This window comes from Streptomyces galbus (assembly GCF_005280195.1).
In the GTDB taxonomy this organism is placed as follows: Bacteria; Actinomycetota; Actinomycetes; order Streptomycetales; family Streptomycetaceae; genus Streptomyces; species Streptomyces galbus.
The window spans coordinates 503,656-525,994 of the sequence record NZ_SZPR01000012.1 but is presented as its reverse complement, the minus strand read 5'-3'; the positions used below and the strand labels follow the sequence as shown (position 1 = coordinate 525,994).

At 74.8% G+C, this 22,339-nt stretch carries 20 protein-coding genes, 1 pseudogene and 1 riboswitch; of the genes and pseudogenes, 9 read left to right on the top strand and 12 right to left on the bottom strand.

Annotated features, from left to right (window positions below; genetic code table 11):
* The first annotated feature begins 30 nt into the window (after positions 1–30).
* Positions 31–2,485: pseudogene (locus tag E4U92_RS15380) on the top strand (SpoIIE family protein phosphatase).
* Positions 2,486–2,538: 53 nt separating this feature from the next.
* On the opposite strand, the gene E4U92_RS15375 reads toward E4U92_RS15380, so the two are convergent.
* Together E4U92_RS15375 and E4U92_RS15370 are read right to left on the bottom strand one after the other, a co-directional pair.
* Positions 2,539–3,243 carry a peptidoglycan-binding domain-containing protein gene (locus tag E4U92_RS15375; protein WP_137300933.1) on the bottom strand — a complete coding sequence of 235 codons (705 nt, stop codon included), beginning with the start codon at positions 3,241–3,243 and terminating at the stop codon, positions 2,539–2,541.
* A 53-nt stretch (positions 3,244–3,296) separates the two neighbouring features.
* Positions 3,297–4,139, bottom strand: coding sequence for an ATP-grasp domain-containing protein (locus E4U92_RS15370; RefSeq protein ID WP_137300932.1), 843 nt, complete (start codon positions 4,137–4,139; stop codon positions 3,297–3,299).
* Positions 4,140–4,483: 344 nt separating this feature from the next.
* Between E4U92_RS15370 and E4U92_RS15365 the strand changes: the two genes are divergently transcribed.
* Together E4U92_RS15365 and E4U92_RS15360 are read left to right on the top strand one after the other, a co-directional pair.
* Positions 4,484–4,897 carry a Zn-ribbon domain-containing OB-fold protein gene (locus E4U92_RS15365; RefSeq protein WP_137300931.1) on the top strand — a complete coding sequence of 138 codons (414 nt, stop codon included), beginning with the start codon at positions 4,484–4,486 and terminating at the stop codon, positions 4,895–4,897.
* Positions 4,898–5,066: 169 nt separating this feature from the next.
* A complete protein-coding gene (locus tag E4U92_RS15360; RefSeq protein ID WP_137300930.1) occupies positions 5,067–7,862 on the top strand; it encodes a hypothetical protein in 2,796 nt (931 codons plus the stop codon).
* A gap of 52 nt (positions 7,863–7,914) precedes the next feature.
* On the opposite strand, the gene E4U92_RS15355 is transcribed toward E4U92_RS15360, so the two are convergent.
* Positions 7,915–8,319, bottom strand: a complete 405-nt coding sequence (locus E4U92_RS15355; RefSeq protein ID WP_137300929.1) for a PPOX class F420-dependent oxidoreductase — start codon at positions 8,317–8,319, stop codon at positions 7,915–7,917.
* Between the two features lie 166 nt (positions 8,320–8,485).
* On the opposite strand from E4U92_RS15355, the gene E4U92_RS15350 reads away from it, so the two are divergent.
* Entirely contained in the window at positions 8,486–9,877 is a 1,392-nt protein-coding gene (locus E4U92_RS15350) for a S1 family peptidase (protein WP_137300928.1), read from the top strand.
* Between the two features lie 99 nt (positions 9,878–9,976).
* Here E4U92_RS15350 and E4U92_RS35900 read toward each other — a convergent pair whose 3' ends face one another.
* The 4 genes from E4U92_RS35900 to E4U92_RS37035 all read right to left on the bottom strand — a co-directional run bounded on the left by E4U92_RS35900 (position 9,977) and on the right by E4U92_RS37035 (position 12,234).
* On the bottom strand, positions 9,977–10,150 hold the full coding sequence (locus E4U92_RS35900) for a hypothetical protein (RefSeq protein ID WP_168374517.1): 174 nt from the start codon (positions 10,148–10,150) through the stop codon (positions 9,977–9,979).
* A gap of 237 nt (positions 10,151–10,387) precedes the next feature.
* Positions 10,388–11,086, bottom strand: a complete 699-nt coding sequence (locus E4U92_RS15345; RefSeq protein ID WP_137300927.1) for a L,D-transpeptidase family protein — start codon at positions 11,084–11,086, stop codon at positions 10,388–10,390.
* A 179-nt stretch (positions 11,087–11,265) separates the two neighbouring features.
* Complete coding sequence (locus E4U92_RS15340; protein ID WP_137300926.1) at positions 11,266–12,063, bottom strand: SDR family NAD(P)-dependent oxidoreductase; 798 nt, start codon at positions 12,061–12,063, stop codon at positions 11,266–11,268.
* Between the two features lie 48 nt (positions 12,064–12,111).
* A complete protein-coding gene (locus E4U92_RS37035) occupies positions 12,112–12,234 on the bottom strand; it encodes a hypothetical protein (protein ID WP_268253513.1) in 123 nt (40 codons plus the stop codon).
* Between the two features lie 203 nt (positions 12,235–12,437).
* Between E4U92_RS37035 and E4U92_RS15335 the strand changes: the two genes are divergently transcribed.
* Positions 12,438–13,538, top strand: a complete 1,101-nt coding sequence (locus tag E4U92_RS15335) for an NAD(P)/FAD-dependent oxidoreductase (RefSeq protein ID WP_137300925.1) — start codon at positions 12,438–12,440, stop codon at positions 13,536–13,538.
* 48 nt (positions 13,539–13,586) lie between these two features.
* Here E4U92_RS15335 and E4U92_RS15330 read toward each other — a convergent pair whose 3' ends face one another.
* The 4 genes from E4U92_RS15330 to E4U92_RS15310 form a co-directional block, all read right to left on the bottom strand.
* Positions 13,587–14,501 carry an SDR family oxidoreductase gene (locus tag E4U92_RS15330; RefSeq protein WP_137300924.1) on the bottom strand — a complete coding sequence of 305 codons (915 nt, stop codon included), beginning with the start codon at positions 14,499–14,501 and terminating at the stop codon, positions 13,587–13,589.
* 134 nt (positions 14,502–14,635) lie between these two features.
* Positions 14,636–15,265 carry an MBL fold metallo-hydrolase gene (locus tag E4U92_RS15325; protein WP_137300923.1) on the bottom strand — a complete coding sequence of 210 codons (630 nt, stop codon included), beginning with the start codon at positions 15,263–15,265 and terminating at the stop codon, positions 14,636–14,638.
* Entirely contained in the window at positions 15,265–16,353 is a 1,089-nt protein-coding gene (locus E4U92_RS15320; protein WP_137301128.1) for an S-(hydroxymethyl)mycothiol dehydrogenase, read from the bottom strand. Before E4U92_RS15320 ends, E4U92_RS15325 begins: the two co-directional genes overlap by 1 nt.
* 419 nt (positions 16,354–16,772) lie before the next feature.
* A complete protein-coding gene (locus E4U92_RS15310) occupies positions 16,773–17,075 on the bottom strand; it encodes a hypothetical protein (RefSeq protein WP_137300922.1) in 303 nt (100 codons plus the stop codon).
* 170 nt (positions 17,076–17,245) lie between these two features.
* On the opposite strand from E4U92_RS15310, the gene E4U92_RS15305 reads away from it, so the two are divergent.
* The 3 genes from E4U92_RS15305 (at position 17,246) to E4U92_RS15295 (ending at position 20,139) form a co-directional block, all read left to right on the top strand.
* Positions 17,246–17,611 carry a nuclear transport factor 2 family protein gene (locus E4U92_RS15305; RefSeq protein ID WP_137300921.1) on the top strand — a complete coding sequence of 122 codons (366 nt, stop codon included), beginning with the start codon at positions 17,246–17,248 and terminating at the stop codon, positions 17,609–17,611.
* A 107-nt stretch (positions 17,612–17,718) separates the two neighbouring features.
* A riboswitch (ZMP/ZTP riboswitch) is annotated at positions 17,719–17,803 on the top strand.
* A gap of 24 nt (positions 17,804–17,827) precedes the next feature.
* Positions 17,828–18,676, top strand: a complete 849-nt coding sequence (locus E4U92_RS15300) for a bifunctional 5,10-methylenetetrahydrofolate dehydrogenase/5,10-methenyltetrahydrofolate cyclohydrolase (RefSeq protein WP_137300920.1) — start codon at positions 17,828–17,830, stop codon at positions 18,674–18,676.
* A 254-nt stretch (positions 18,677–18,930) separates the two neighbouring features.
* Entirely contained in the window at positions 18,931–20,139 is a 1,209-nt protein-coding gene (locus E4U92_RS15295) for a glycosyltransferase (RefSeq protein ID WP_137301127.1), read from the top strand.
* 31 nt (positions 20,140–20,170) lie between these two features.
* Here E4U92_RS15295 and E4U92_RS15290 read toward each other — a convergent pair whose 3' ends face one another.
* Positions 20,171–20,842: a TetR/AcrR family transcriptional regulator gene (locus E4U92_RS15290; protein ID WP_137300919.1), complete on the bottom strand. Its 672-nt coding sequence runs from the start codon at positions 20,840–20,842 to the stop codon at positions 20,171–20,173.
* Between the two features lie 174 nt (positions 20,843–21,016).
* Here E4U92_RS15290 and E4U92_RS15285 point away from each other — a divergent pair, with 174 nt between their 5' ends.
* Positions 21,017–22,276, top strand: a complete 1,260-nt coding sequence (locus E4U92_RS15285) for a YncE family protein (protein WP_137300918.1) — start codon at positions 21,017–21,019, stop codon at positions 22,274–22,276.
* The last annotated feature ends 63 nt before the right edge of the window (positions 22,277–22,339 follow it).

The following is a 22,339-nucleotide window of genomic DNA, read 5'->3' as shown; positions in this document are numbered from 1 at the left end:
GAACGACCCCACCTGTGTCATGCTCGTTCCGTGACGAGCGAACCCGCGGTGCCCGGAGACCCGGGCGGCGCGCCCGATCTGGCCGCGCTGACCCGGGTGGTGGCGCGGCAGCGCGCCGAGATGGACCGCCTGCAGGACGTGGCGGCCACCTCGGCGGTGATCGAACGCGCCAAGGGGGCCGTCATGGCCCGGCTCGGCTGCACCCCCGACGCCGCCCACGACACGCTCGTCCAGCGGGCGAAGGCCGCGCGGCGCACGCTCCTTGAGGAGTGCTGGATCACCCTCGGCACGCTGGCCCCGCCCCGCGCCCCGGCGCCGGGACCCCACGCCCCCGACGCCGTCGCACCGCTGCGCGCCGTCCCGCCGGCCACCGCCGAGGACGTCTCCGTCTCCCTCGCCCGGCTCGCCCGGTCCCTGGTCCGGGTGGGCGCCCCGCAGGACCTGGCGCGCTGCCTGCTGGAGCACGTGGCGCCGGACGTGGGCGCCGACGCGGTGCTCCTCTACGCCCGCCTGCCCGCCGGTGGCCTGGAACTGATCGGCCACGCGGGCATCGACGACGCCCTGGCCGTGCAGTGGCAACAGGTGCCGCCGCTCGCCGGGATCGCCCCGCTGGAGGCCCTGCGCAGCGGTGAGCCCCGCTGGCTGGAGGACCTGAGCGCCGACCGCAAGCGCTACCTGCTGATCGGGGAACCGCCCGAGCGGTGGGGGTCCCGGGCCTGGCTCCCGGTCCTCGGTGCCGGCGACGCCCCTGGTACGGCCGACGGTGCCGACGACGACCCCGGTACGGACGCCTTCGGCGACTCCGGCGCGGAGGAGGCCGCCGTCGTCATCGGGTTCCTGCGCCGCGTCGGCGCGCCGTTCACGCCGCGCTCCCGCGAGCAGCTCGAGGCAGCCGTGCGGCTGTGCGCCGGCCCGCTGGCCATGTTCGGCACCCGCCAGGAGCCCGCGGTCGGCTCCGCGGTGGACGCCGTGCAGGCCGTGTTCGACCGGCTCCCCCTACCCGCCGTCCTGCTCACCCCGGTGCGCGGACCGTCGGGCTCCGTCGAGGACTTCCGCGTCGACGCGGCCACCGTCGACACCGTCGACTCCACCGGCCGCAGCGGGCGCCGGCTGATCGGGCTGCGGCTGCTGGAGTGCTGGCCGACGATCGCCGCCGAGACGCTGTGGCACGGCTGCCTGGACACCCTCACCCGGGGCACGCCGTTCACGGGCGAGCCCGTCGCCCGGCAGCGGATGGTGGACGGCGAGGCCGAACTGTCCACGTTCTGCGCGCACGTGGAGCGGCTCGGCGACGGACTCGTCCTGAGCTGGCTGCCGTACGACCCCTCGGACCGGCAGGAGCAGCGGCTCGCGGACGTGCAGCGGCTGGGGAACCTGGGCTGGGCCAACTGGAACCTCGCCAGCGGCGACATCGGCTGGTCGTTAGGTGTTCACCATATTCGAGCGCGATCCGGCGCTGGGCCCCGTGCAGTTGACCGACCTGCCCGAACTCGCCCTGCCCGAGGACGTGCCCGGACTGGCCCGGGCGGTCGGCGAGCTGGTGCGGCTGGGACGGCCGTGCGACGTGCCGTTCCGCATCGTCACCCGCGGCGGCGTCCGGCACCTGCGGGCCGTCGCCGAGGCCGTGACGGACCAGTACGGCACGCCGGTGGAGGTGCACGGCTTCGTGCAGGACCTCACCGCGCAGCGCAGCGCCGAACTCGCCCTGGTCGCCAGCGAACGCGCCATGCTGACCCAGCACGGTGTCCTCCAGGCCGAGCGGACGGTGGCCGCCCGCCTCCAGGACGCGCTGCTGCCGCTGCCGAAGGAGCCGGTGCGGCTGGCCGGGCTGCGCGTCGAAGTGGCCTACCTGCCCGCCCAGTCGGGGCTGAACGTCGGCGGCGACTGGTTCAGCGCCATCCAGCTGCCCGACGGCGACGCCCTGTTCGTCGTCGGCGACGTCGCGGGGCACGGCATGGACGCCGTGGCGACCATGGCCCAACTGCGGTTCACCGCCAAGGGCATGGTGATCACCGGTTCGTCCCTGACGGGTGCCCTGAACCGGCTGAGCGCCCTGCTGCTGCACTCCCGCGACTCGCACGGCACGGCCACCATGGTGCTGGCCCGCTACGACCCCGCCGAGCGGCGCCTGCTCTGGGCGCAGGCGGGGCACCCGCCGCCGCTGCTGGTGCGCGACGGCGCGGTCCGCTACCTCGACCGGCCCGCCGGGATGCTCCTCGGCGCGTCGGACACGCCCCGTTACGGTGAGGCCGAGTGCCTGCTGCGGCCCGGGGACCGCGTACTGCTCTACACCGACGGGCTGGTCGAGCGGCCCGCGGAGAACATCGACCGCGGCCTGGAACGCCTGGCCGGGGCCGTCGCGGCCCAGGCCGTCGCCGGCACGGCCTCGCTCGACCGGCTCCTCGGTGCCGTCCTGGAGGCCGAGCAGCGCGACGACGTGTGCGTGCTGGACATCCGCGTCCCCGAGGACGACACCGCGCGCTGAGGCACCGGGCACCGCTGCACCGGGCGGGGCGTCGCCGGGGCGCTCCGCCGTGGTCACGTCCGTGACTCCAGGTCGCGCCGGGTGTCGTCGCCGTAGACGCCGCTCTCGTCGCCGCGGATGCCGTACCAGAGCTGGAAGCGGGCGACGGCCTCCGCGAGGACGGTGCCGTAGCGGCCGTCGGTGGGGCCGTCGTCGTAGACGTCCGGGACGCGGCGCAGACGTTCCTGGAGGTCGGTCACCTCGGGTCCGCTGTCGCCCTCGCGGAGGGTGCCGGGCCCGTCGGGGTCGCCGGGGGCCGGGCCGGTCGGGGCCGGGCCGGTCGGGGCCGCGGCCGCCGGAGGGGTCCGCCCGGCTGCTCCGCCGCCCGGGCCGGGCAGCAGCAGGGCGCAGGCGAAGCCGGCGAGGGCGGCGACGAGGACGCCTCCGGCGACGGCGGCGCGCCGCGGACCGGGGCGGCCGGCGCAGCCGGCGCAGGCGGGACGGTGGGCGCGGCCGGCGTGGCCGGGACGGTGGGCACCGGGTGCGGGGGTGGCCGATCCGCCGGGCACGGGCGGGAGTTCCTCGGTGTCGGCCTCACCGCCGGGGCGGCCCGCGCCCCGGGCGACCGGTCCGTAACCGGCGGACGGGCGGTCCTCGGTCAGCTCGCGGAACAGCTCCGCGAGGGCGTCGGTGCGGCGGGGCCGCAGGACCCGGATCGGTTCCAGCACCGGGCGCTCCGGGCGCTCGGGGGGCTCCCCCGGTTCGGGCGGTGTCGGCACGCTGCCTCCTTCGGTGTCCCCGGGGAGTGGTACGTGCGGGCCGCCGTCCGGGTTCAGTGCGTGCGGCCGCCGTCGGCCAGGAACCGGTGCAGGGACGCGGCGAAGGCGGCCACGAACGCCTCCCGCCGGTCCTCGTCCAGGGCGTCCAGGGACAGGTAGGGGTTGAGGTCCTCCAGCTCCACCAGCAGCAGCTCCCCGTCGGGCGCGCGGCAGGCGTCCACCCGCTGGATGCCGTGCCGCAGCCCGTTCCACTCGATGAAGCGGCGGGCGAACTCCAGGTCGCGCACGGTGGGTTCGTACGGCCGGAGCTCCCAGCGCCGAGCCGGGTCCGGGGCGTACAGGGCGTACTGGAAGGCGTCGTCGACGAAGCAGAAGGAGACCTCGTAGGCGAAGTCGACGTGGGGCTGGACCAGCACCGTGCCGTCGGCGAGGGCGGGCAGCTCGGCGCGAGTCACGATCCGCAGGCCGATCGAGTCGGCGCCGAGGCGGGGCTTGACGACGTAGCGGCCGGCCTCGGGCAGCCGGTGCAGGTCCTCGGCGCGGTCCACGGTCGGGATGACGGGCAGTCCGGCCGCGCTCAGGTCGAGCAGGTACTGCTTGCCGGCCATGTCCGCGCGTCCGGTGAGCGGGTTGTAGACGCGGGTGCCCTGCCGCAGGGCGCGCTCGCGGAAGGCGTCGTACTCCGCCCGGTAGCCGAGGACCGGGCCGCTGTTGCGGACCACGACTGCGTCGAAGGCGTCCATCAGGGCGGCCGCGTCGCGCGGGTGGCACAGGGCGAGGTCGAACCCGGCGCGCAGCCGGGAGGTCAGCAGGATGTCCTCGTCGCAGTAGCGGCGCCCGCGGGCCGGGTACGCCAGGTCGCTGACGTACAGGATGCGGGGGCGGGCGTCGGCCATGCGGTCTCTCCAGGTCACGGCGGGCGGGGCCCCGACAGGCTACGGCGTGGCGGCGGCGCCCCCGCGGGCGGGCCGGGCGGGCCGCCCCGCACCCGGCACGGGGCACTGAGTGCCAGGTGCGGCATCGGGCGCTACAGCCCCGCTCGAGGACCACTCGCAGACCGCGCAAGGACTCTTCCAGAAGTGGTAGGCACCCGGTTCCTCATTCGTGGTACGCAGTATCTTTACGCCTGGCACTGAGTGCCATACATTGAGCGGGTGCGCGGTGGCACGGCGGCCGCGCGGACGGGTGCACGGCCGGGCCGTGCGCGTGGATTCCGGCGTAGTGCAGGGAGTTGACCAGCGTGTACCACTTCGCAGGAGACGGCGTTCAGCAGACCACCGGCGCCCCGGCGGGCGTCCTCGACCGCCGGGGACCCGACGGCGAGGCGATCCTGTTCCAGCGCTGCACCTACTGCGGCACCGCCGTGTACCACCGGGTGCTCTGTCCGGTCTGCCGGGGCAGCGACCTGCGCACCGAGCGCAGCCAGGGCACGGGCACGGTCCGCCACTCCACGGTGGTGCACCGCAACACGCCCGCCGCGCGCAACGTGTCGCTGATCGAGATGGCGGAGGGCTTCGTCGTCCGGGGCCGGGTCATGGGTCCGCCCATCGGCATCCACAGCGGTGACCGCGTCCGGCTGTCGACGGCCCAGGACCCGGTGCGCGGCGAGCCGGTCTTCCAGCTCGTCGACGAGCCGCTGCGCGCCTGGACCTGAGCCCCCGTCACGCCCCTCCCCCGGCTCCCGGATGGCCGGATCCCGGCGCCGGAACGCGCCGGACCTGCGGGTCACAGGCAACCCACAGGGACCGTCCCGCATCCTCCGGGGCGCGTGAGGCTCCCGGGACCGACGGGTCGCCCGCGCGCCACGTGCGAGGAGGGGACCATTGATCCGTGCCCGGCACATAGGTGTCACCGCCGTCGCGTTGCTCGCGACACTGGCGGGCACACCCGGCCTGGCGGCGGCCCAGCAGCCGCCCGGAACACGACCGTCGACCACGCTGTCCGACACGGGGCTGCCACCCGGCTGGCAGCTCTCCGCGCGAGGTGACCGGCGCGAGCTGGTCTGGCACGCGCCCGCCCCGGTGCCCATGGGCGACGCCCGCGTGGAGTTCCACGCGGGCGACCGGCTGCTCGGCGTCCCGCAGGCGGGCCGGGACGGCCGCACCTTCCGGCTCGGCCTCGCCCAGGGCCGCCCGTCCGACCTGAAGGACCTCCGGGTGCTGGCCTCCGGGCGCCGGCTGGACGCCCCCGCCGAACGGGGTGCCGCCGGCCGCCGCACCGCGCCGCCCGCCACCCCGCCGGCCGCCGTCGCGCCCGCCGCGCCGGCGCCGGCCGGCGCGGTCGACCCCGGCCGGCCCGGCTCGTACCGCACGGCCACCTCGGCCTACGACCTGCAGCCGGTGACGCTGCCCGGCCTGCCCCGGCCCGTGGAGATGAAGGCCGTGGTGGTCGCGCCCAGGAACGCGGCCGGCAGGCGGCCGTTGGCGCTCTTCCTGCACGGCCGGCACTCCACCTGCTACCGGCCGGGCGCCGAGGACGACGTCACCGGTGACTGGCCCTGCGCCGACGGCTACCGGCCGATCCCCAGTCACCGCGGCTACCTCCGCGACCAGCAACTCCTCGCCTCCCAGGGCTACGTGACCGTCTCGATCGCCGCCAACGGCATCAACGGCCAGGACTGGCAGGCCGAGGACGGCGGCGCCGAGGCCCGCTCGTCGCTGGTGCGCCGGCACCTGGCCGACTGGGCCGACTGGGCCGCCCACCCGGGCCACGCCCCGGCCGCGCTGCGCGGCGTGCCGCGGGCCGACCTGTCGCGCGTGCTGCTCGTGGGCCACTCGCGCGGCGGCGAGGGCGTCAACCGGGCCGCGATGGACAGCCTCTACCCGCCACCCGCCGGCCAGGACGGCTACCGCGGCCCGGTGCGCTGGAGGATCCGCGGCACCGTGCTCGTCGGACCGACGATCTTCGGCCAGAATCCGGTCGCCGACGTCCCGTCCGCCACGATCCTGCCCGGCTGCGACGGCGACGTGTCCGACCTCCAGGGCGAGGTGTACGTCGACGGTACCCGCGGCGTCAGCAAGGGCACCGCCCTGCACAGCGCGGTCTACGTCGTCGGCGCCAACCACAATTTCTTCAACAGCGAGTGGACGCCCGGCCAGGCCGAGGCGCCCGCCTCCGACGACTTCTGGGACGACGAGGGGGAACGCGACCCGGTGTGCTCCCCCGGCACCCCCACCCGGCTGACCGCCGACCAGCAGCACCGGGCCGGCACCACCTACATCGCCGCGGCGGCCCGGCTGTTCGTGGCCGGTGACGACCGGGCGCGGCCGCTGCTGGACGGCACCGGCCTGCGCGCACCGTCCGCCGACCCGGCCCGCGTCCTGACGCACGCGGTGGGCGCCCGGCGGGCCGGAGGGTTTCTGCCGGACGGGCCGGTGACCGTGACCGGCGGCCGGCTCTGCTCGGCCGTCGACCCCGACCCGGCCGTCGCCTGCCTGGACCCCGAAGTCCCCGGCTCCTCCCCGCACTTCGCGGGCTGGGAGACCGACCGCGAGACCGGCCGCCGCGCGGTGGCGCTGGCCTGGACCGCGCCGGGCGGTACGACCGTCGCGGTGCGGCCGCGGGCCGCGGTGTCCCTCGCCGGTGCCCACAGCCTCGCGCTGCGCGTCATCGTGCCGCCCGGCAGCGGGCGCACCCCGTCCGACGTGGCCGTCACCGACGCCTCCGGCCGCCGGGCCGCCCTGGGCCGGGTCACGGTCGAGGCGCTGCCGGGCAGCGGGCGGACCGCCTCCTACTGGGCGCGCGAGGTCCGCGTCCCGCTCACCGCGGCCACCCGCGCCGGACTGGACCTGCGGCACGTCACCTCGCTGGCACTCACCCCGCGTTCGGGCGCCGGGCGGGCCTGGCTGGTCGACGCCTGGGGGTGGCGTCCCGGCACCCCGGCCGTGCGGGCCGCGGCGCTGCCGCGCGTCGACGTGGGCCGTACGACGGTCAAGGAGGGCGACTCCGGCGTGCGCACCTACACCGTGCCGGTCCGCGTCTCCGGGCACGGCTCCGGGCAGGTCCGCGTCTACGTCCTCGACCCGGGCACCGGCCGCGGCCGGGACCGGCTGGTCACGGTGCGGCCCGGCGGCCACGCCGTCGACGTGTCGGTGGCGGTGCGCGGCGACACGGCGTTCTCCTACGACGTCCAGCACGACATCGCCGTCAAGGCGGTGCACGGCGCCGTGGTCGGGGCGCACCGGGGTGGCATCACCGTCGAGAACGACGACCCGATGCCCGCCCTCACGGTGACACCGACCGCCGGCCGGGTGACCGAGGGCGCGGCCCTCGGCTGGCGGCTGGCGCTGTCGGAGCCGAGCGCGGTGGACATCTGGCTGCCGTTCCGGATCGTCCCGGTGACCGAGGGGGCGGAGTTGTCCACCAAGGACGTCGACCCGCGGTGGCTGAGCGAGTGGACCGGGGCGGAGCCCGACCCGGAGCGTCCGCTGTCCGCCGCCGACGCCTGGGTGTGGGTGGACTTCCCGGCGGGCGCGACCCGTTATGACTTCAGCCTGCCGACGCTCACCGACCAGGTGGCCGAGCCGGCGGAGTCGGTGCGGTTCGAGCAGACCGACGACGAGGGGCGGCCGGTGCCCGGCGGCACCGTGTTCACGGGAACGGTGACGGACGCGCCGTGACCGCACGGTGTGCGGGGGCCCGGACCGGCCGGCCGGTCCGGGCCCCCGTGCGTCAGTCCGTCGCGCCGTCGGCCGCGCCCGGCGTCACGCGGATGCCCACCGTGCCGTCCAGCCCGCGGCGCAGGCGGCTGCCCAGCAGGGTGAGCCGGCCGGTGAGGCCGTACTTGCGGGCGATGAGCTGCCGGTAGCGGCCCACGGTCGCGGCGTCGACGATCTCCGCGGTGGCCGGCACCTGGTCGCCGGTCGGGTGCCCGCGCAGGTCGCAAGGCCCCACGAGGACACCGGGGCGGGCCCTGATCCGCTTGACCTTCCACGAGTCGGCGGTCGTCCAGACCCCGAGCGCGTCCCCGTCGCGGACCACCCACACCGGGGTCGCGACGGCCGTTCCGTTCTTCCGGTAGCTGGTCAGGAGCAGGTACTTGCCCGCTCCGAGCCGGTCGAGCAGCGTCTCGTCCATCCCGGCAGTCTAGGGGCGCCGGGCCCCGCAGGACCCCTCCCGATCTCCGCAGCCCCCGTGCGGCCTTGAACGCCGCGCCCTCCGGGCCCGTATGGACGGTGGGTGCTCGACGACCGGAGCGCCCCGCGGTGTCGACGCCGCGCGCGTTCGGGTTCGGGAGCGATGCATGAGGCACGTACGACGGCGGATCGTCCGGCGAGTGACACGACTTGCGGCCGTCGGCGGACTGCTCCTGGGCGGGGCCATGGTCGCGCAGTCCGCCATGGCCGGTGAACCGGGCGGCCCGGCCGCGCAGCGGGGCGCGGCCCGGACGCTCTCCGCGACGGGCGCGGACCTCGTGGACCGCCTCGGTACGGCCCGCACGGCGGGCAGTTGGGTCGGCGACGACGGGCGGACGGTGGTCGCGGTCACCGACGCGCGCACGGCCGCCGAGGTCGAGCGGGCCGGCGCCGAGGCGAAGGTCGTCGGCCACAGCATGAACGAACTCGAGGCGGCCGCGTCGGCGCTGCGTTCGGCGCCGCGCGTGGCCGGCACGGCCTGGGCGCTGGACTACCGCACCAACCGCGTGGTGGTGCGCGGCGACAGCACCGTGTCGGCCGCCGACTGGGCCCGGCTGACGCGGGTGGCGGACGGCATCGGCAGCTTCGTGCGCATGGAGCGCACCCCGGGCACCTTCACGCCCCGGCTGAACGGCGCACAGCCCATCCTGTCGACCGGGGGCCGGTGTTCGGCCGGCTTCAACGTGACCGACGGGCAGCGGGACTTCATCCTCACCGCGGGGCACTGCGGTCCCGCGGGCGCGCAGTGGTTCGCCGACAACCAGGGCAGCCGGCCCGTCGGCCGGACCGTGAACTCCGCCTTCCCGGGCGCGGACTTCTCCCTGGTGCAGTACGCGAACGGCGCGGCGGGCGAGGGCGCCGACGTCGTGGCGATCGGCAACGGCAACGGCGTCCGGATCACCGGGCTCGCCGACCCGTCCGTCGGGCAGCGGGTGTTCCGCAGCGGCAGCACCAGCGGGCTGCACGACGGGCAGGTCACCGCGCTCGACGCGACGGTGAACTACCCGGAGGGGACGGTCACCGGGCTGATCGAGACGAACGTGTGCGCCGAACCGGGCGACAGCGGCGGCCCGCTGTTCTCGGACGGGATCGCGCTCGGGGTGACCTCGGGCGGCAGCGGCGACTGCACCACGGGCGGCACGACGTTCTTCCAGCCGGTGACGGCGGCGCTGACCCGGCTGAACGTGAAGCTGATCGTGTCCGCGCAGGCGGCGGGCGGGGCGAGCGCGTCGCCCTCGTCCGGAGCCGCCGTTCCGTCGGCCTCCCCGACCCAGGCGGCGATCGCACCGGGCGCGGCCTCGCCGGGTTCGACGGCCCCGGTCACGGGCGGCGCGGGCACGGGACGGACGCTGGTGGCGCGGCTCACGGACCCCGGCGCCGTCGGTCCCGGCCTGCTGGTGATCGCGGGCAGCCTGGTGGCGCTGGTCGCCACCCGCTACCTGCGTGCCGAGCGGGACCGCAAGGCGTACCAGCGGTACTACTCGACGACGTGGAGCTGACGGGCCGCGGGAAGCGGCCCTGGTGTGCGCGTGATGCGGTGGTACGGGGATTTCCGGGGGGTGCGGCGCGCGGTGGCCGCCCGGCGTGCGGAGCGGCGGTCAGGCCGCGTCGGCCCGCTGCTGGGCCACGGCGGCCCACTCCAGGACGAGGCGCTGGTACTCCGCGCGCTGCTCGACGCTCAGTGTCCCGCCCGACCGGAGCCACAACGCCCGGATCTCCTCGTTGACCTCCGCAGCCGATCGCTCGGAAACGGGTTCAACAGTGGTGGACATGGTGTGAATCTTACGGTGTCCAAGGTGAAGGCCGCGTGAGTTAATACGCGATATTCCGGGCAAATCGGACCGTGTTGCTGATCACGTCCATCTCGCAGGAAAAAGCCGTGCCCAACCGCCCGCACCCGCCCGGGAGTCCGCCGCGACCTGCGGGAACGCGCGCACCACGACGAGCGGGCGGCCCCGTGGGGAGCCGCCCGCCCGTCGTGTGTCACGCGACACGTCCGCCCGTGCCGGTCAGGTGCCCGGCTTGCGGCCGTAGACGAAGACGTCGTCGCCGGTCTTCAGCAGCGACCAGTACTTCTTGGCGGTCGCGGTGGTCATGTTGACGCAGCCGTGCGACCCCGGCGGGTTCCACATGCTCAGGCCCACCGAGTGGAAGGCCTGCCCGCCGTCGAAGAACTGGCTGTACGGCATCGACACGTTGTAGATCGTGGACACGTGGTTGATGTGCCGCCAGTAGATCTTCTTCAGGCCGGTGCGGGTCTCGTAGCCGTCGCGCCCGGTGCGCACCGGGACCGGCCCGTAGACGAGCCGGCTGCCGTCCTGGATCCAGCTGAGCTGGAGCGTGAGGTTCACGCAGGCGATCCGGCCCTTGTTCGTCGGACACTTGTGGTCCTTGTTCGGGTTGTTCCCGACCGCCTTCTGCTTGTTCATCAGGTCCATCACGCCCCAGGTGACGGGTCCCGCGTACCCGATGTTCGGGGTGATGCCGTGCTTGTTCTGGAAGGCCTGGATGGCCCGGCAGTCGGTGGAGGACTGCTTCCCGTCGACCGGCCGGCCGAGGAACTTCTCCACCTGCTTCTGGTACGGCCCGGCCTGCGTGGTGCAGCTGCTCGCCGCCTGCGCCGGTCCGGTGCCCAGTGCGAGGGTGAGCGGCGCCACCAGCGCCGTCATCCCCAGGGCTACCACCCCTCGTCTGCGTATGTCCCCCATGTCCGCCCTCTCCCTGGCCCCGTGTGCGTCGTGTGCGCCGTTGTCGATGAACTAGACAGCATCACGCGTCCTTGGGTTGTAGCAGGGCGAGAGCTGTGACGAAACAGTGAAGTTCGGCCGTGACGGTCGTCACGCACACGTACACCTGCCCGCACGCCGACCGGCCGGGCCGACGGGCCTCAGTCCTCCTCGCCGCGGCCGGTCGCCCGCCTGAAACCGGTGTGCACCGCGGTGATGCCGCCGTCGACGACGACCGAGGTGCCGGTGACCCAGGCGGCGTCACGGGAGGCGAGGAACGCGACGGCGGCGGCGATGTCCTCCGGCTCGCCCACCCGGCCGAGCGGGTACAGCGCCCGGATCTCCTCCAGATCGTCGTCGCGGCCCTCCCACGCGCCGGTGCGCACGGTCCCCGGAACGACCAGGTTGACCCGCACGCCCCGGGCGGCCGCGTGCCCGGCGAGCGTGCGGGTCAGGGAGGCGAGGCCCGCCTTGGCGGCGCTGTAGGCGTGGTTGCCGAAGTCCTGCAGGCCGTTGACCGAGCCGATGTTCACGATGGCGCCGCGTCCGCCGGCGGCCAGGTGGGGCAGGGCGGCCCGGCTGCACCGGTAGGCGCCGGTCAGGGTGAGGTCCAGGTCGTGGGCCCACGCCTCGTCGGGCTCGTCCTCGAAGAGCGGGGCGTCGGGGGTGCAGCCGTAGGCGTTGTTCACCAGGACGTCGAGGGCGCCGAAGGTGTCCACGGCGTGCGCGACGGCCGCCTCGACGGAGGCGCGGTCCGCGACGTCGCAGACGAACCCGGCCGTCTCGAGCCCCTCCTGCCGCAGCTCGCCGGCGGTCCGCCGCGCCGCGGCCGGGTCGACGTCGGTCACCAGCACCCGCGCCCCTTCCCCGGCGAGCCGGCGGGCGACGGCCCGGCCGATCCCGCGGGCGGCGCCGGTGACGAGGACTGCGTGGCCTTCGAAGCGCTCTGCGTGTGTCATGGCTCCGACGGTAGATCCCGTGCGGCCCGGCGGACCACGCTCACGCCCTCACTCCCGGCTCCGCCGGTCCCGCAGCCACTGCTCGAACCCGGTGGCCACGATGCGCTCGTCGTGCACGCCCAGCGCCACGCCGGTCGCGCCCGGCGACCGTCGCCGCGACGGACTCCGCACGCTCGCCGGACCGACCGGTCAGTGCGCCGCGGCCCGCGGCCGGTGCGGCATGTCCCGGACCGGTGTCAGGCCCGAGGGGAGGGGAACCCGGTGCAGCCCCGCCGCACCCGGACCCGGTGATGCGCCGGTTCGCGGCGGCGGCCGATGCACCCGGTCCCTGCTCGGCAGGGCGACAGCTCCACGACGTGAAGTGAGGCGATCCAATGGCCCGGGTTCCCGAGGTGGCCGTGGTGGGAGCCGGCATCGTCGGCCTCTGCACCGCCTTCGCACTGGCCGAGCGCGGAACGCCGGTGCGGGTCTACGAGAGCGGCGTTCCGGGCCACGGGCAGTCCGGCGGGCAGTCCCGCATCTTCCGCCACGCGCACGACGACCCCCGCCTGGTCGAGTTCACCCGGCAGGGCCGCGCCGTCTGGGACGAGTGGGCCGAGCGGCTGGGGGCCGAGATGGTCTCCGGTGACGGAGTGGTCGCCCTGGGCGGTTCCGTTCCCGGGAGACTGCGCATTCTGCGGGAGGCCGGCGGCATACCGGCCCGGACCGTGGACAGCGCCGAGCTCCACGCCCGTATGCCGCTGCTCGCCGACTACGGCGGCCCCGCGATGCTCGACGAGGGCGGTGGCGCCATCCGTACCCGTGCCGCCGTCGAGAGCCTGACCGACGCCCTGGGCGACGCGGTGGTCACCGACGAGGTCATCTCGCTGCATCCGACGGGCCGCGGCACGGTGGAGGTGCTCAGCTCCGTCGGCCGCGAGGAGTACGCGGCGGCCGTGGTGTGCGCGGGCACGGGCACGGCCCGCCTCGCGCGCACCGTGGGGCTGTCGCTGCCCGTGCAGCCGGCAGCCCACGTCCGCCTCACCTTCCGGCTCAGGGGAGCGCCCCCGCAGCGGGTCGCCTGCCTGCAGGACAGCAGCGGCGCCTTCGGCGAGGTCGGCGTCTATGCCACCCCCTACCCCGGCAACAGCCGGTACGCGGTGGGCCTCAGCGAGACGGTCGAGGTACGGGAGGACGGCAGTTTCGCGGACCCCCGGGCACTGGTGGCGCTCAACGACCGCGCCCGCGCGTACGTCTCCCGCGCACTGCCCGGCCTGGACCCCGAGCCCGTCGAGTACCTGCACTGCTGGGTGACGAGCCTGCCGTGGAGCGAGGACGGCATGGCGGTCTGGGAGGCCGACGGGATCTTCTTCGCCGCCGGGCACAACCTGTTCAAACAGGCACCTCGGCTGGGACGGGCCCTGGCCGCGGCGGCCACGGGCGGAGGACTCGAGGAGGACCTGCGTCCGGCGGCAGCACTCGGCCGGCCCCGCTGAGCGCCCCGACGGGAAAATTCCGGCCGTTGCCCTTAGGAGGGGCCCCGGTCAGCGGTAGCCCGTCGTGTCCGCCGGCCTGCCCGCGTCCTGCACCTCCACCAGGTACCGCCAGGCGTCGGGGCGGCTGCCGTCGAGGTCGGTGAAGCCGTACTCCCGGGCGAGGCCGCCGCTGGACAGGGACCGGCCGTTGAAACGGGCCACGTCCGGGTCGGCGGCCAGCGCGGCGACGGCCCGGCCGACGTAGCGCGGGGTCTCCGAGATGGCGAAGTGCGGCACCTCCTCCAGCGCGTCGCGCCAGGTGTCCTCCCGCACCCCGAAGGCGTCGAGCATCATCTCCGAGCGCAGCCAGCCCGGGGTGAGCGCGAGGGCGGTGGCACCGCGCGGGCCGAGTTCGTGGCCGAGCGCGAAGGCCATGCGCAGCACGGACGCCTTGGCGAGGTCGTAGAAGAAGGAGTTGCGGTAGCGGTCGCGGTTGTACTCCGCGGTCCCGTCGGTCATCTCGACGACCAGGCCGCCGGGGTGCCGCAGCAGCAGGGGCAGGGCGTGGTGGCTGGTGACGGCGTGCGTCTCGACCGCGAGCCGCAGCAGGCGCAGCCCGTCGTCGAGGTCGTGCTCCCACAGGGGGGTGTCGAAGGCGAAGAGGTGCTCGCCGCCCCAGATGTCGTTGACGAGGACGTCGAGGCGGCCCCGCTCGTCGGCGATCCGGTCCACGAGGGCGCGGACCTGGGCGGGGTCGAGGTGGTCGGTGGGGACGGCGATGCCCTCGCCGCCGGCCTCGGTGACCAGGTCGGCGGTGTCCTCGATGGTCTCGGGGCGGTCGTACTCGGAGCGGTGGGCGCGGGTGCTGCGTCCGGTGACGTAGACGGTGGCGCCGGCCGCGCCGAGTTCCACCGCGATCCCGCGGCCCGCCCCGCGCGTCGCGCCCGCCACCAGCGCGACCCTGCCCCGCAACGACTGCGGCATGTCCGGCCTCCCGTGTTCCTCGTGCGTACGGTCGCCTCACAGCGTGCCGGGGAAGCCGGACATCTTCTGTCGTCTTTTCGAGCGGGGTTCTCCGGGTGACCCCTCCGGGTCGGGCGGGGTCACCCGGTCGGCCGTCAGTGCCCCCGGTCGATCCACTCCTGCAGGTGCGGGGCCTCGGCGCCGATCGTGGTGCCGTCGCCGTGCCCGGTGAAGACCTCGGTCGCGGGCGGCAGGGTGAGCAGCCGGTCGCGGATCGAGGTGATGATCGTCGGGAAGTGGGAGTACGACCGCCCGGTGGCGCCGGGACCGCCCTGGAACAGGGTGTCGCCGGTGAACAGGGCGCCGAGACCGGGGTCGTGCAGGCACACCGCGCCGGGCGCGTGCCCGGGGGTGTGCAGCACCGTCAGGTCGGCGCCGGCGGCCTCGATGACCTGCCCGTCGACCAGGTGCGCGTCGGGGTCGCGGTCGGGGTGGGTCAGCTTCCACAGCGGCAGGTCGTCGGGGTGCAGCCAGATGGTGGCGCCGGTGAGGTCGGCGAGGGCGGGGGCCGCGTTGACGTGGTCGTTGTGGGCGTGGGTGCACACGATCGCGGTCAGCCGCCGGTCGCCGACGGCCTCGGCGATGGCCTGCGCGTCGTGGGCGGCGTCGATGACGATCACCTCGTGGTCGTCGCCGACCAGCCAGACGTTGTTGTCGACGTCCCAGGTGCCGCCGTCGAGGGTGAACTGCCCGGAGGTGACTACGCGTTCGATGCGGGCGGCCATCACAGCACCACCACCGAGCGCAGCACGTCGCCGTGGTGCATCCGCTCGAACGCCTGCTCCACCTCGTCCAGTCGGATCGTCTCGGTGACGAACGCGTCCAGCGGCAGGCGCCCCTGGAGGTGCAGGTCGATCAGCATGGGGAAGTCCCGCGAGGGCAGGCAGTCGCCGTACCAGGAGGACTTCAGCGCGCCGCCGCGGCCGAAGACGTCCAGCAGCGGCAGCTCCAGCTTCATCTCGGGGGTGGGCACGCCGACCAGGACGACGGTGCCGGCGAGGTCACGGGCGTAGAACGCCTGCCGGTAGGTCTCCGGGCGGCCGACCGCCTCGATGACGACGTCGGCGCCGAAGCCTCCGGTCAGCTCGCGGATCGCCTCGACGGGGTCGCTCTCGCGGGAGTTGACGGTGTGGGTGGCGCCCAGGGCGCGGGCCTTGTCCAGTTTGCGGTCGTCGATGTCCACGGCGATGATCTTCGCCGCGCCCGCCAGGCGGGACCCCGCGATCGCCGCGTCGCCGACGCCGCCGCAGCCGATGACGGCGACCGAGTCGCCGCGGCCTACGGTGCCGGTGTTGATGGCCGCGCCGATGCCGGCCATCACCCCGCAGCCGAGCAGGCCGGCGACCGCCGGGGAGACGGACGGGTCGACCTTGGTGCACTGTCCGGCCGCGACCAGGGTCTTCTCGGCGAAGGCGCCGATGCCCAGCGCGGGGGCCAGCTCCTGGCCGGTCGAGGCGAGGGTCATCCGCTGCCGGGCGTTGTGGGTGTCGAAGCAGTACCACGGGCGCCCGCGCAGACAGGCGCGGCACTGACCGCACACGGCCCGCCAGTTGAGGATCACGAAGTCACCGGGCGCGAGGTCGCCCACGCCGTCGCCCACCGACTCCACGACGCCGGCCGCCTCGTGCCCCAGCAGGAACGGGAACTCGTCGGTGATACCGCCCTGCTTGTAGTGCAGGTCGGTGTGGCAGACCCCGCACGCCTGCACGCGGACGACGGCCTCGCCGGGCCCCGGGTCGGGTACGACGATCGTCTCCACCCGTACCGGCTCGTCCTTGCCCGGTGCGATCACGCCGCGCACTTCCTGCGCCATGGTGCTGCCCCTTTCGTCGCGGTCGTCGTGGTTCGACATCCGGCTCCGACCCTAGACGCAACGGATCACCGGACGCACCGGGTCACGCCGGGGGGTGGTCGTGCCGCGGGGCGGACCGGTGGCGGTCCCTGCACCGGTCGGCCGGGGCGGGACACGCCTAGGTCGTGTCCGCAAAGTCGCGTCATCCGCCCGGAGGGCGGGCCCTGCGGCGTCCGGTGCGTGCTCTCGGCGTGCCGGGCGGACGCCCGCGTACTGGCCGTACGCGGGTGTTCGCCCGGTGCGGCGGTGGGGGCACCTCCCGCGTGAGCGAAGCCGAGCGTGGGGGAGCGTGCCGGGCGCCGTGGGGCAGGCGCGACTTTGCGGACACGACCTAGGGGGCCGCCCGGTGTGCGGGCGGCCCCCTCGGGGAGGTGCGGTGGTCAGGCGTGCACCGACGGCAGCAGTCCGGTGACGGGGGCGACCAGGCCGGCGATCTGGTACACCGGTTCACTCACCCTCTGCAGCTGCTTCACCTTGTTGAGCTCGTTCAACTGGGCCGACACCGGCGGCAGTTCGCCCCGGTGCTGCGCGGGGAGCTCGCTCGCGGCGAGCGAGTCGAGAAGGGTCAGCGGGCTCAGCCGACCCGCGTCCTTGGCGTCGGCCGCGTTCGCCAGGGGCGCGGCGAGACCCGTGACCCCGACGGCGAGACAGGCTGCGGCGACGATGCGTCGAGTGGAGATCATGCCCTCAGCAACGCCCCCGGGCGCCCCGGGGACACGGCCGCGGGTCGCCGCTCACCCGTGAGGCGCAGGACGGGCCGCGGGCTTGCCGGGTCCCGCGGCAGGGAGGACGCTCTGAGGTGAGGGCCGCACGGCCCGGTCCGCTCGGTCCGCGGCCCTCCGAGGAGGTCACCATGGACACCGCGACCGGCTCGTCCTTCGACGCCGACACCCTGCGCCGGGGACTGGAAGGCAACACCGGCGACACCCTGCTCTCGCTCTACGCGGACGACGCCGAGCTGCGCATCGTCGACCGCACCGCCCAGCCCAGCCACCCCAAGGTGGTGCGGGGCCGGGCCGCGATCGCCGAGATGCTCGACGACGTCTACAGCCGGGACATGACGCACAAGCTGGACCAGTGCGTGGTGCAGGGCGACCACGCCGCCTACTGCGAGTCCTGTGAGTACCCGGACGGCGTCCGCGTGCTCTCCGAGTCGATGACCACGCTGCGCGACGGCAAGATCGTCGACCAGGTCATGATCCAGGCCTGGGACGAGTGACGGCACCCGCGGGCCGGTCCGGGTCACCGCCCGGCCGGCCCGCACTCCTGCGGCGGGGCACCGGCCCGGTCCGGCGGAAGGGGGGCTGGGGGTCCTCGGTTACGCTGGGGGCGGGCCGTGACTGGCGCTGAGGTGGAGCACCACCGGGGAGCGGCCCGGACACCCGACATGCCGTGCGCCTGGGCGACACCGACCGATCCGCCCAGGAGGACACCCATGTCGCAGGCCCGGCTCATGGACGGCACCGCGCTCGCCCGGCGCATCGTCGAGGAGACCGCCGAGAGAACCGCCGACCTCACCGCACGCACCGGTACGACGCCCTGCCTGGCGACCGTGCTGGTCGGGGAGGACCCGGCCTCCGTGACGTACGTGCGGATGAAGCAGAACCGCTGCCGCACCGCGGGCATCGACTCGCGGCACGTGGCGCTGCCCGCCACCACGACCACCGGGGAGCTGGTCGGCACGCTGCGCGCGCTGTCCGCCGACCCCACCGTCCACGGCATCCTGCTCCAGCACCCGATGGGCCGTCACATCGACGAACGGGCGGCGTTCGAGGCGATCGCGCCCGAGAAGGACGTCGACGGCGTGACCTTCGCGTCGTTCGCGACGATGAGCTTCGGCCTGCCGGGCTTCGTCTCGTGCACGCCCGGCGGGATCATGCGGCTGCTCGACGCGTACGGCGTCGACCCGGCCGGCAGGCGGGCCGTGGTGGTCGGCCGCAGCGCGATCCTCGGCAAGCCGGCCGGGATGCTGCTGCTCGCCCGGGACGCCACGGTGACGTACTGCCACTCGCGCACGGCGGACCTGTCGGCGGCGGTGCGGGAGGCGGACATCGTGGTCGCCGCCGTGGGCCGGCCGCGGCTCATCCGGGGGCAGGACCTCAAGCCGGGGGCGGTCGTGGTCGACGCCGGCTACAACGCGGGCAACGTCGGCGACGTCGACTTCGACTCGGCCGTGGAGCGCGCCTCGCTGATCACCCCGGTGCCGGGCGGAGTCGGCCCCATGACCATCGCCACGCTGCTGGAGCAGACGGTGACCGCGGCGGCCCGGCAGCTCGGCGTCTGAACGGCGCCCGTCCCGCCGGCGCACCGGAGCCGACGGGACGGGCCGTTCGGGACCCTTCCTCGGGTCGAGTTGTTCCTCATGTCGAACGCGGCACGGCTCACCGAACCCGGGCGCGCGCCGACCGTAGGACCGTCCGGGGACGAAGTCAACGCTGCGGGCAGGGCCCGAACCGGCCGGCCGCGTGGTGCGGGCGCCGACGGCACTGCCCGGCGGGGCCTGGCGCCCCCATACTGTTCCTCGTGCGAGTGGCGATCATGACGGTGGGGTCCCGGGGCGACGTCGCGCCCTTCACCGGGGTGGGCCACGGGCTGGTGCGCGCGGGGCACGAGGTCACCCTGGTCACGCACGCGCGGTTCGCGCCGCTGGTCCGGGGCTCGGGGGTGGGCTTCCACGCGCTGGCGGTGGATCCGCGGGCGGAACTGGAGTCGGAGCGCGGGCGCGGGCTGCACCGCAGCGGGAGCGGGGCGGGCAAGCTGCTGCGCGCCGCCGCCCTGGCGCGGTCACTGGTCGGTCGGATCACCGACGACCTGATCGCCGCGGCCCGCACCAGCGACCTGCTCCTGCTGTCCGCCTCGGTGGCCCCGCTCGGCCAGGCCGTCGCGGCGGGCCTGCGGTTGCCGAGCCTGGTCCTGCCGCTGCAACCGGTCACGGCCACACGGGAGTTCGCTCCCCCGCTGCTGGGCGGCGGCTCCTACGGCGCCCTCGGCAACCGCATCGCGGGGCGCGGCCTGGAGCGGACGGTGCGCTGGGTGTTCGGCCCGGCCCTGCCCGGGCTGCGCGCCCGGCTGGGCCGCGCCGCCGCCTTCGGACCGACGCCCGACCGGCTGCTGCACGGCTTCAGCCCCCAGGTGGTGCCCCCGCCGCGCGACTGGGGCCCCGGCCTGGACGTCACGGGCTACTGGTGGCCCTACGACCACACGACGCATCTGCCCGCGGCCGTACGGGACTTCCTGGACGCGGGGCCACCGCCGGTGTTCGTCGGGCTGGGCAGTGCGACCGTGCCCGACCCCGGGCGGCTGAGCGCCGACGTCGTACGGGCCCTGCGGCGGGCCGGACTGCGCGGGATCGTGCAGCGCGGCTGGGCCGGTCTCGGCGCGGACGGCGACGACGTGCTGACCGTCGACGAGGTCCCCCACGCGCTGCTCTTCCCCGAGACGGCGGCCGTGGTCCACCACTGCGGAGCCGGCACCACGGCGGCCGGGATCCGAGCGGGCGTACCCGCCGTGCCCGTCCCCGTCCAGTTCGACGAGGGCTTCTGGGCGGACCGCCTGGTGCGCCTGGGTGTGGCCCCCCGGGCACTGCCCCTGCGCCGGCTCACGGCCGACGCCCTCGCGGCCGCGCTGACCCGCGCCACCGGCGACGCGGGCCACCGCGAGCGGGCGGCGCGGCTGGCGGCCCGGGTGCGGGCGGAGGACGGGGTCGGGCGGGTGGTGGAGGCGGTGGAGCGGCTGGGACGGGCCTGAGCCGTCTCACCACGGCGGGTGAGACAGGTCCTCAGGTTTTCCGCGACCCTTCCGAACGCCAGCCCTGCGGCCGGAGGATGCCGAGGAGCTGGCGGACCAGTTCGTCGACCACCTCGTCCAGGGCCGCCTCCACCCAGCCCGCGCTCCAGTCGTGCAGCAGGCCGTTGACGCCGCCGATGAAGGCCGTCGCCGCCAGCCGGTAGTCGCGGGGTGCCGCCTCCCCACGGGCCGCCGCGGCGGTCGCCTCGGCGCAGATCAGGTCGACCCAGCGGGAGCGGCGGGCCAGGCGCTGCTCCTCCAGGCGGGCGCTGACGCCGATGATCTCGACGAACGTGATGCGGATGCGGCGCGGGTCGGCGGTGACGTTGCCCGCGTAGGCGCGGAAGACGGCCGTGACCCGTTCCTCCAGCGGCAGGTCGCGGGCGGCGGCGAAGGCGGTCAGAACGGCTTCCTCCGCCCAGTCGTTGACCTGGAGGTGCAGGGCGGCGAGCACGTCCTCCAACGTGCGGAAGACTTCGTAGAACTGACGGGTCGACAGCCCGGCGGCCTCGCTGAGCGCCGCGACGGTGGTGCCGCGGTAGCCGGGGGCGCCGCCGAACAACTCCAGTGCGGCGTCCAGGAACCTCCGGCGCCGCTCGGCCTGCCGCTCGGCGGCGGACTTCCCTGCGTACCGGCCGGTCGGGGCCCTGAGCCTGCCCGCCACTGGTCCTCCCTCGTCCGTCCGACTCCCGATTTTGTCCTGCACGCGGTCTTGTGGCGAAGGGCGCCCCTTCCTTACTTTCCAGTAAGTCCACTCTGAACGCAGCGGTGTTCAGATTCGGACCGAGCCGCTGTGCCCTGCCCCGCTCCTGCCGCCCCCCAGAGGAAGAGAGCACACATGCCTGCCTTCAGACCCAGGCACCTTTGCTCCGTGGCCGCCGCCCTCGCCCTGACCGTCGCCGCCCCCGCGAACGCCGCCACCGCCGCCGGTGCGGCGTCCGACGCCGCCGCCCTGCGCGAGGTGCTGTTCGTCGGGAACAACTGGGACGGCACCGCCGACGTCATCAGGTCCACCGGCGACTTCGCGAAGATCGGCCGCATCGACGTCATCCCCGACAAGGCCGCGCGGATGGCCGAGATCAACGCCGACCCGATCAAGTGGATCTACTTCCAGGCGATCCGCAACGGCGTCGGCGAAGGACACGACCAGTTCGCCGACGACATGTACTCCACGCCCGACGGCACCTCGGTGGTCGTCTCACGGCCCAGCTTCGCCGACGTCGTCTCCCTGGACCTGGCCACCGGCGCCGTCAACTGGCGCTTCCCGGTGTCGGGTTACCGCGCCGACCACATGGCCGTCTCCCCCGACGGCAAGCGCGTCGCGGTCTCCGCGTCGACGTCCAACACCGTGCACGTCCTGGACATCGTCACCGGCAAGCAGGTCGGCTCGTTCGCGACCGGCGACAAGCCGCACGAGAACATCTTCACCAAGGACGGCAAGTACATCTACAACATGGCGATCGGCGACGTGAACACCTCGCTGGACGCCCCCTGGCTGGACTGGACGAAGGGCGACCGGCACATCACGGTCGTCGACGCGACCACCTTCCAGCAGGTCAGGACCATCGACATGCGCCAGCGGCTGGACGCGATCGGCCTCGGCGACTACTCGGACGCGGTGCGCCCGGCGGTCTTCTCGCCCGACGAGTCCAGGCTGTACTTCCAGGTGTCGTTCTTCAACGGCTTCTTCGAGTACGACCTGGCCACCGACCGGATCACCCGCACGAAGACGCTGCCCAAGAACCCGGCGACCAGCGACGACCGCACCACGTTCGTCAACGACTCGCGCCACCACGGCCTGTCGATGAAGCCCGACGGCAGCAAGCTGTGCGTGGCGGGCACGATGGACGACTACGCCGTGGTCGTCGACCGGGCCACGTTCCAGCAGGGGCCGCTGGTCAGCGCGTCCAAGCCGTACTGGGCGACGGTCAGCGGCGACGGGCGGGACTGCGTGATCTCCGAGAGCGGCGCCGACCAGGTCACCGCGATCGACTTCGCCACCGGCCAGAAGGTCGTCTCCGTGCCCGTGGGCGACCACCCGCAGCGGGTGCGGCTGGGCCACGTGGCCGCCGACTGGACCGGGCCGCGCGCGTCCTGACGCCCGGGCCGCGGGTTCACGGCGGTGCGGCGGGTGCTTCCTGTCGAAGGCGCCCGCCGCACC

Coding starts and splice junctions, on each gene's coding strand:
- E4U92_RS15370 (WP_137300932.1), bottom strand. CDS start 4,139: ATGGCCGACGCCCGCCCCCGCATCCTGTACGTCAGCGACCTGGCGTAC.
- E4U92_RS15355 (WP_137300929.1), bottom strand. CDS start 8,319: ATGGACGAGACGCTGCTCGACCGGCTCGGAGCGGGCAAGTACCTGCTC.
- E4U92_RS15350 (WP_137300928.1), top strand. CDS start 8,486: ATGAGGCACGTACGACGGCGGATCGTCCGGCGAGTGACACGACTTGCG.
- E4U92_RS35900 (WP_168374517.1), bottom strand. CDS start 10,150: ATGTCCACCACTGTTGAACCCGTTTCCGAGCGATCGGCTGCGGAGGTC.
- E4U92_RS15345 (WP_137300927.1), bottom strand. CDS start 11,086: ATGGGGGACATACGCAGACGAGGGGTGGTAGCCCTGGGGATGACGGCG.
- E4U92_RS15340 (WP_137300926.1), bottom strand. CDS start 12,063: ATGACACACGCAGAGCGCTTCGAAGGCCACGCAGTCCTCGTCACCGGC.
- E4U92_RS15335 (WP_137300925.1), top strand. CDS start 12,438: ATGGCCCGGGTTCCCGAGGTGGCCGTGGTGGGAGCCGGCATCGTCGGC.
- E4U92_RS15330 (WP_137300924.1), bottom strand. CDS start 14,501: ATGCCGCAGTCGTTGCGGGGCAGGGTCGCGCTGGTGGCGGGCGCGACG.
- E4U92_RS15325 (WP_137300923.1), bottom strand. CDS start 15,265: ATGGCCGCCCGCATCGAACGCGTAGTCACCTCCGGGCAGTTCACCCTC.
- E4U92_RS15320 (WP_137301128.1), bottom strand. CDS start 16,353: ATGGCGCAGGAAGTGCGCGGCGTGATCGCACCGGGCAAGGACGAGCCG.
- E4U92_RS15310 (WP_137300922.1), bottom strand. CDS start 17,075: ATGATCTCCACTCGACGCATCGTCGCCGCAGCCTGTCTCGCCGTCGGG.
- E4U92_RS15305 (WP_137300921.1), top strand. CDS start 17,246: ATGGACACCGCGACCGGCTCGTCCTTCGACGCCGACACCCTGCGCCGG.
- E4U92_RS15300 (WP_137300920.1), top strand. CDS start 17,828: ATGTCGCAGGCCCGGCTCATGGACGGCACCGCGCTCGCCCGGCGCATC.
- E4U92_RS15295 (WP_137301127.1), top strand. CDS start 18,931: ATGACGGTGGGGTCCCGGGGCGACGTCGCGCCCTTCACCGGGGTGGGC.
- E4U92_RS15285 (WP_137300918.1), top strand. CDS start 21,017: ATGCCTGCCTTCAGACCCAGGCACCTTTGCTCCGTGGCCGCCGCCCTC.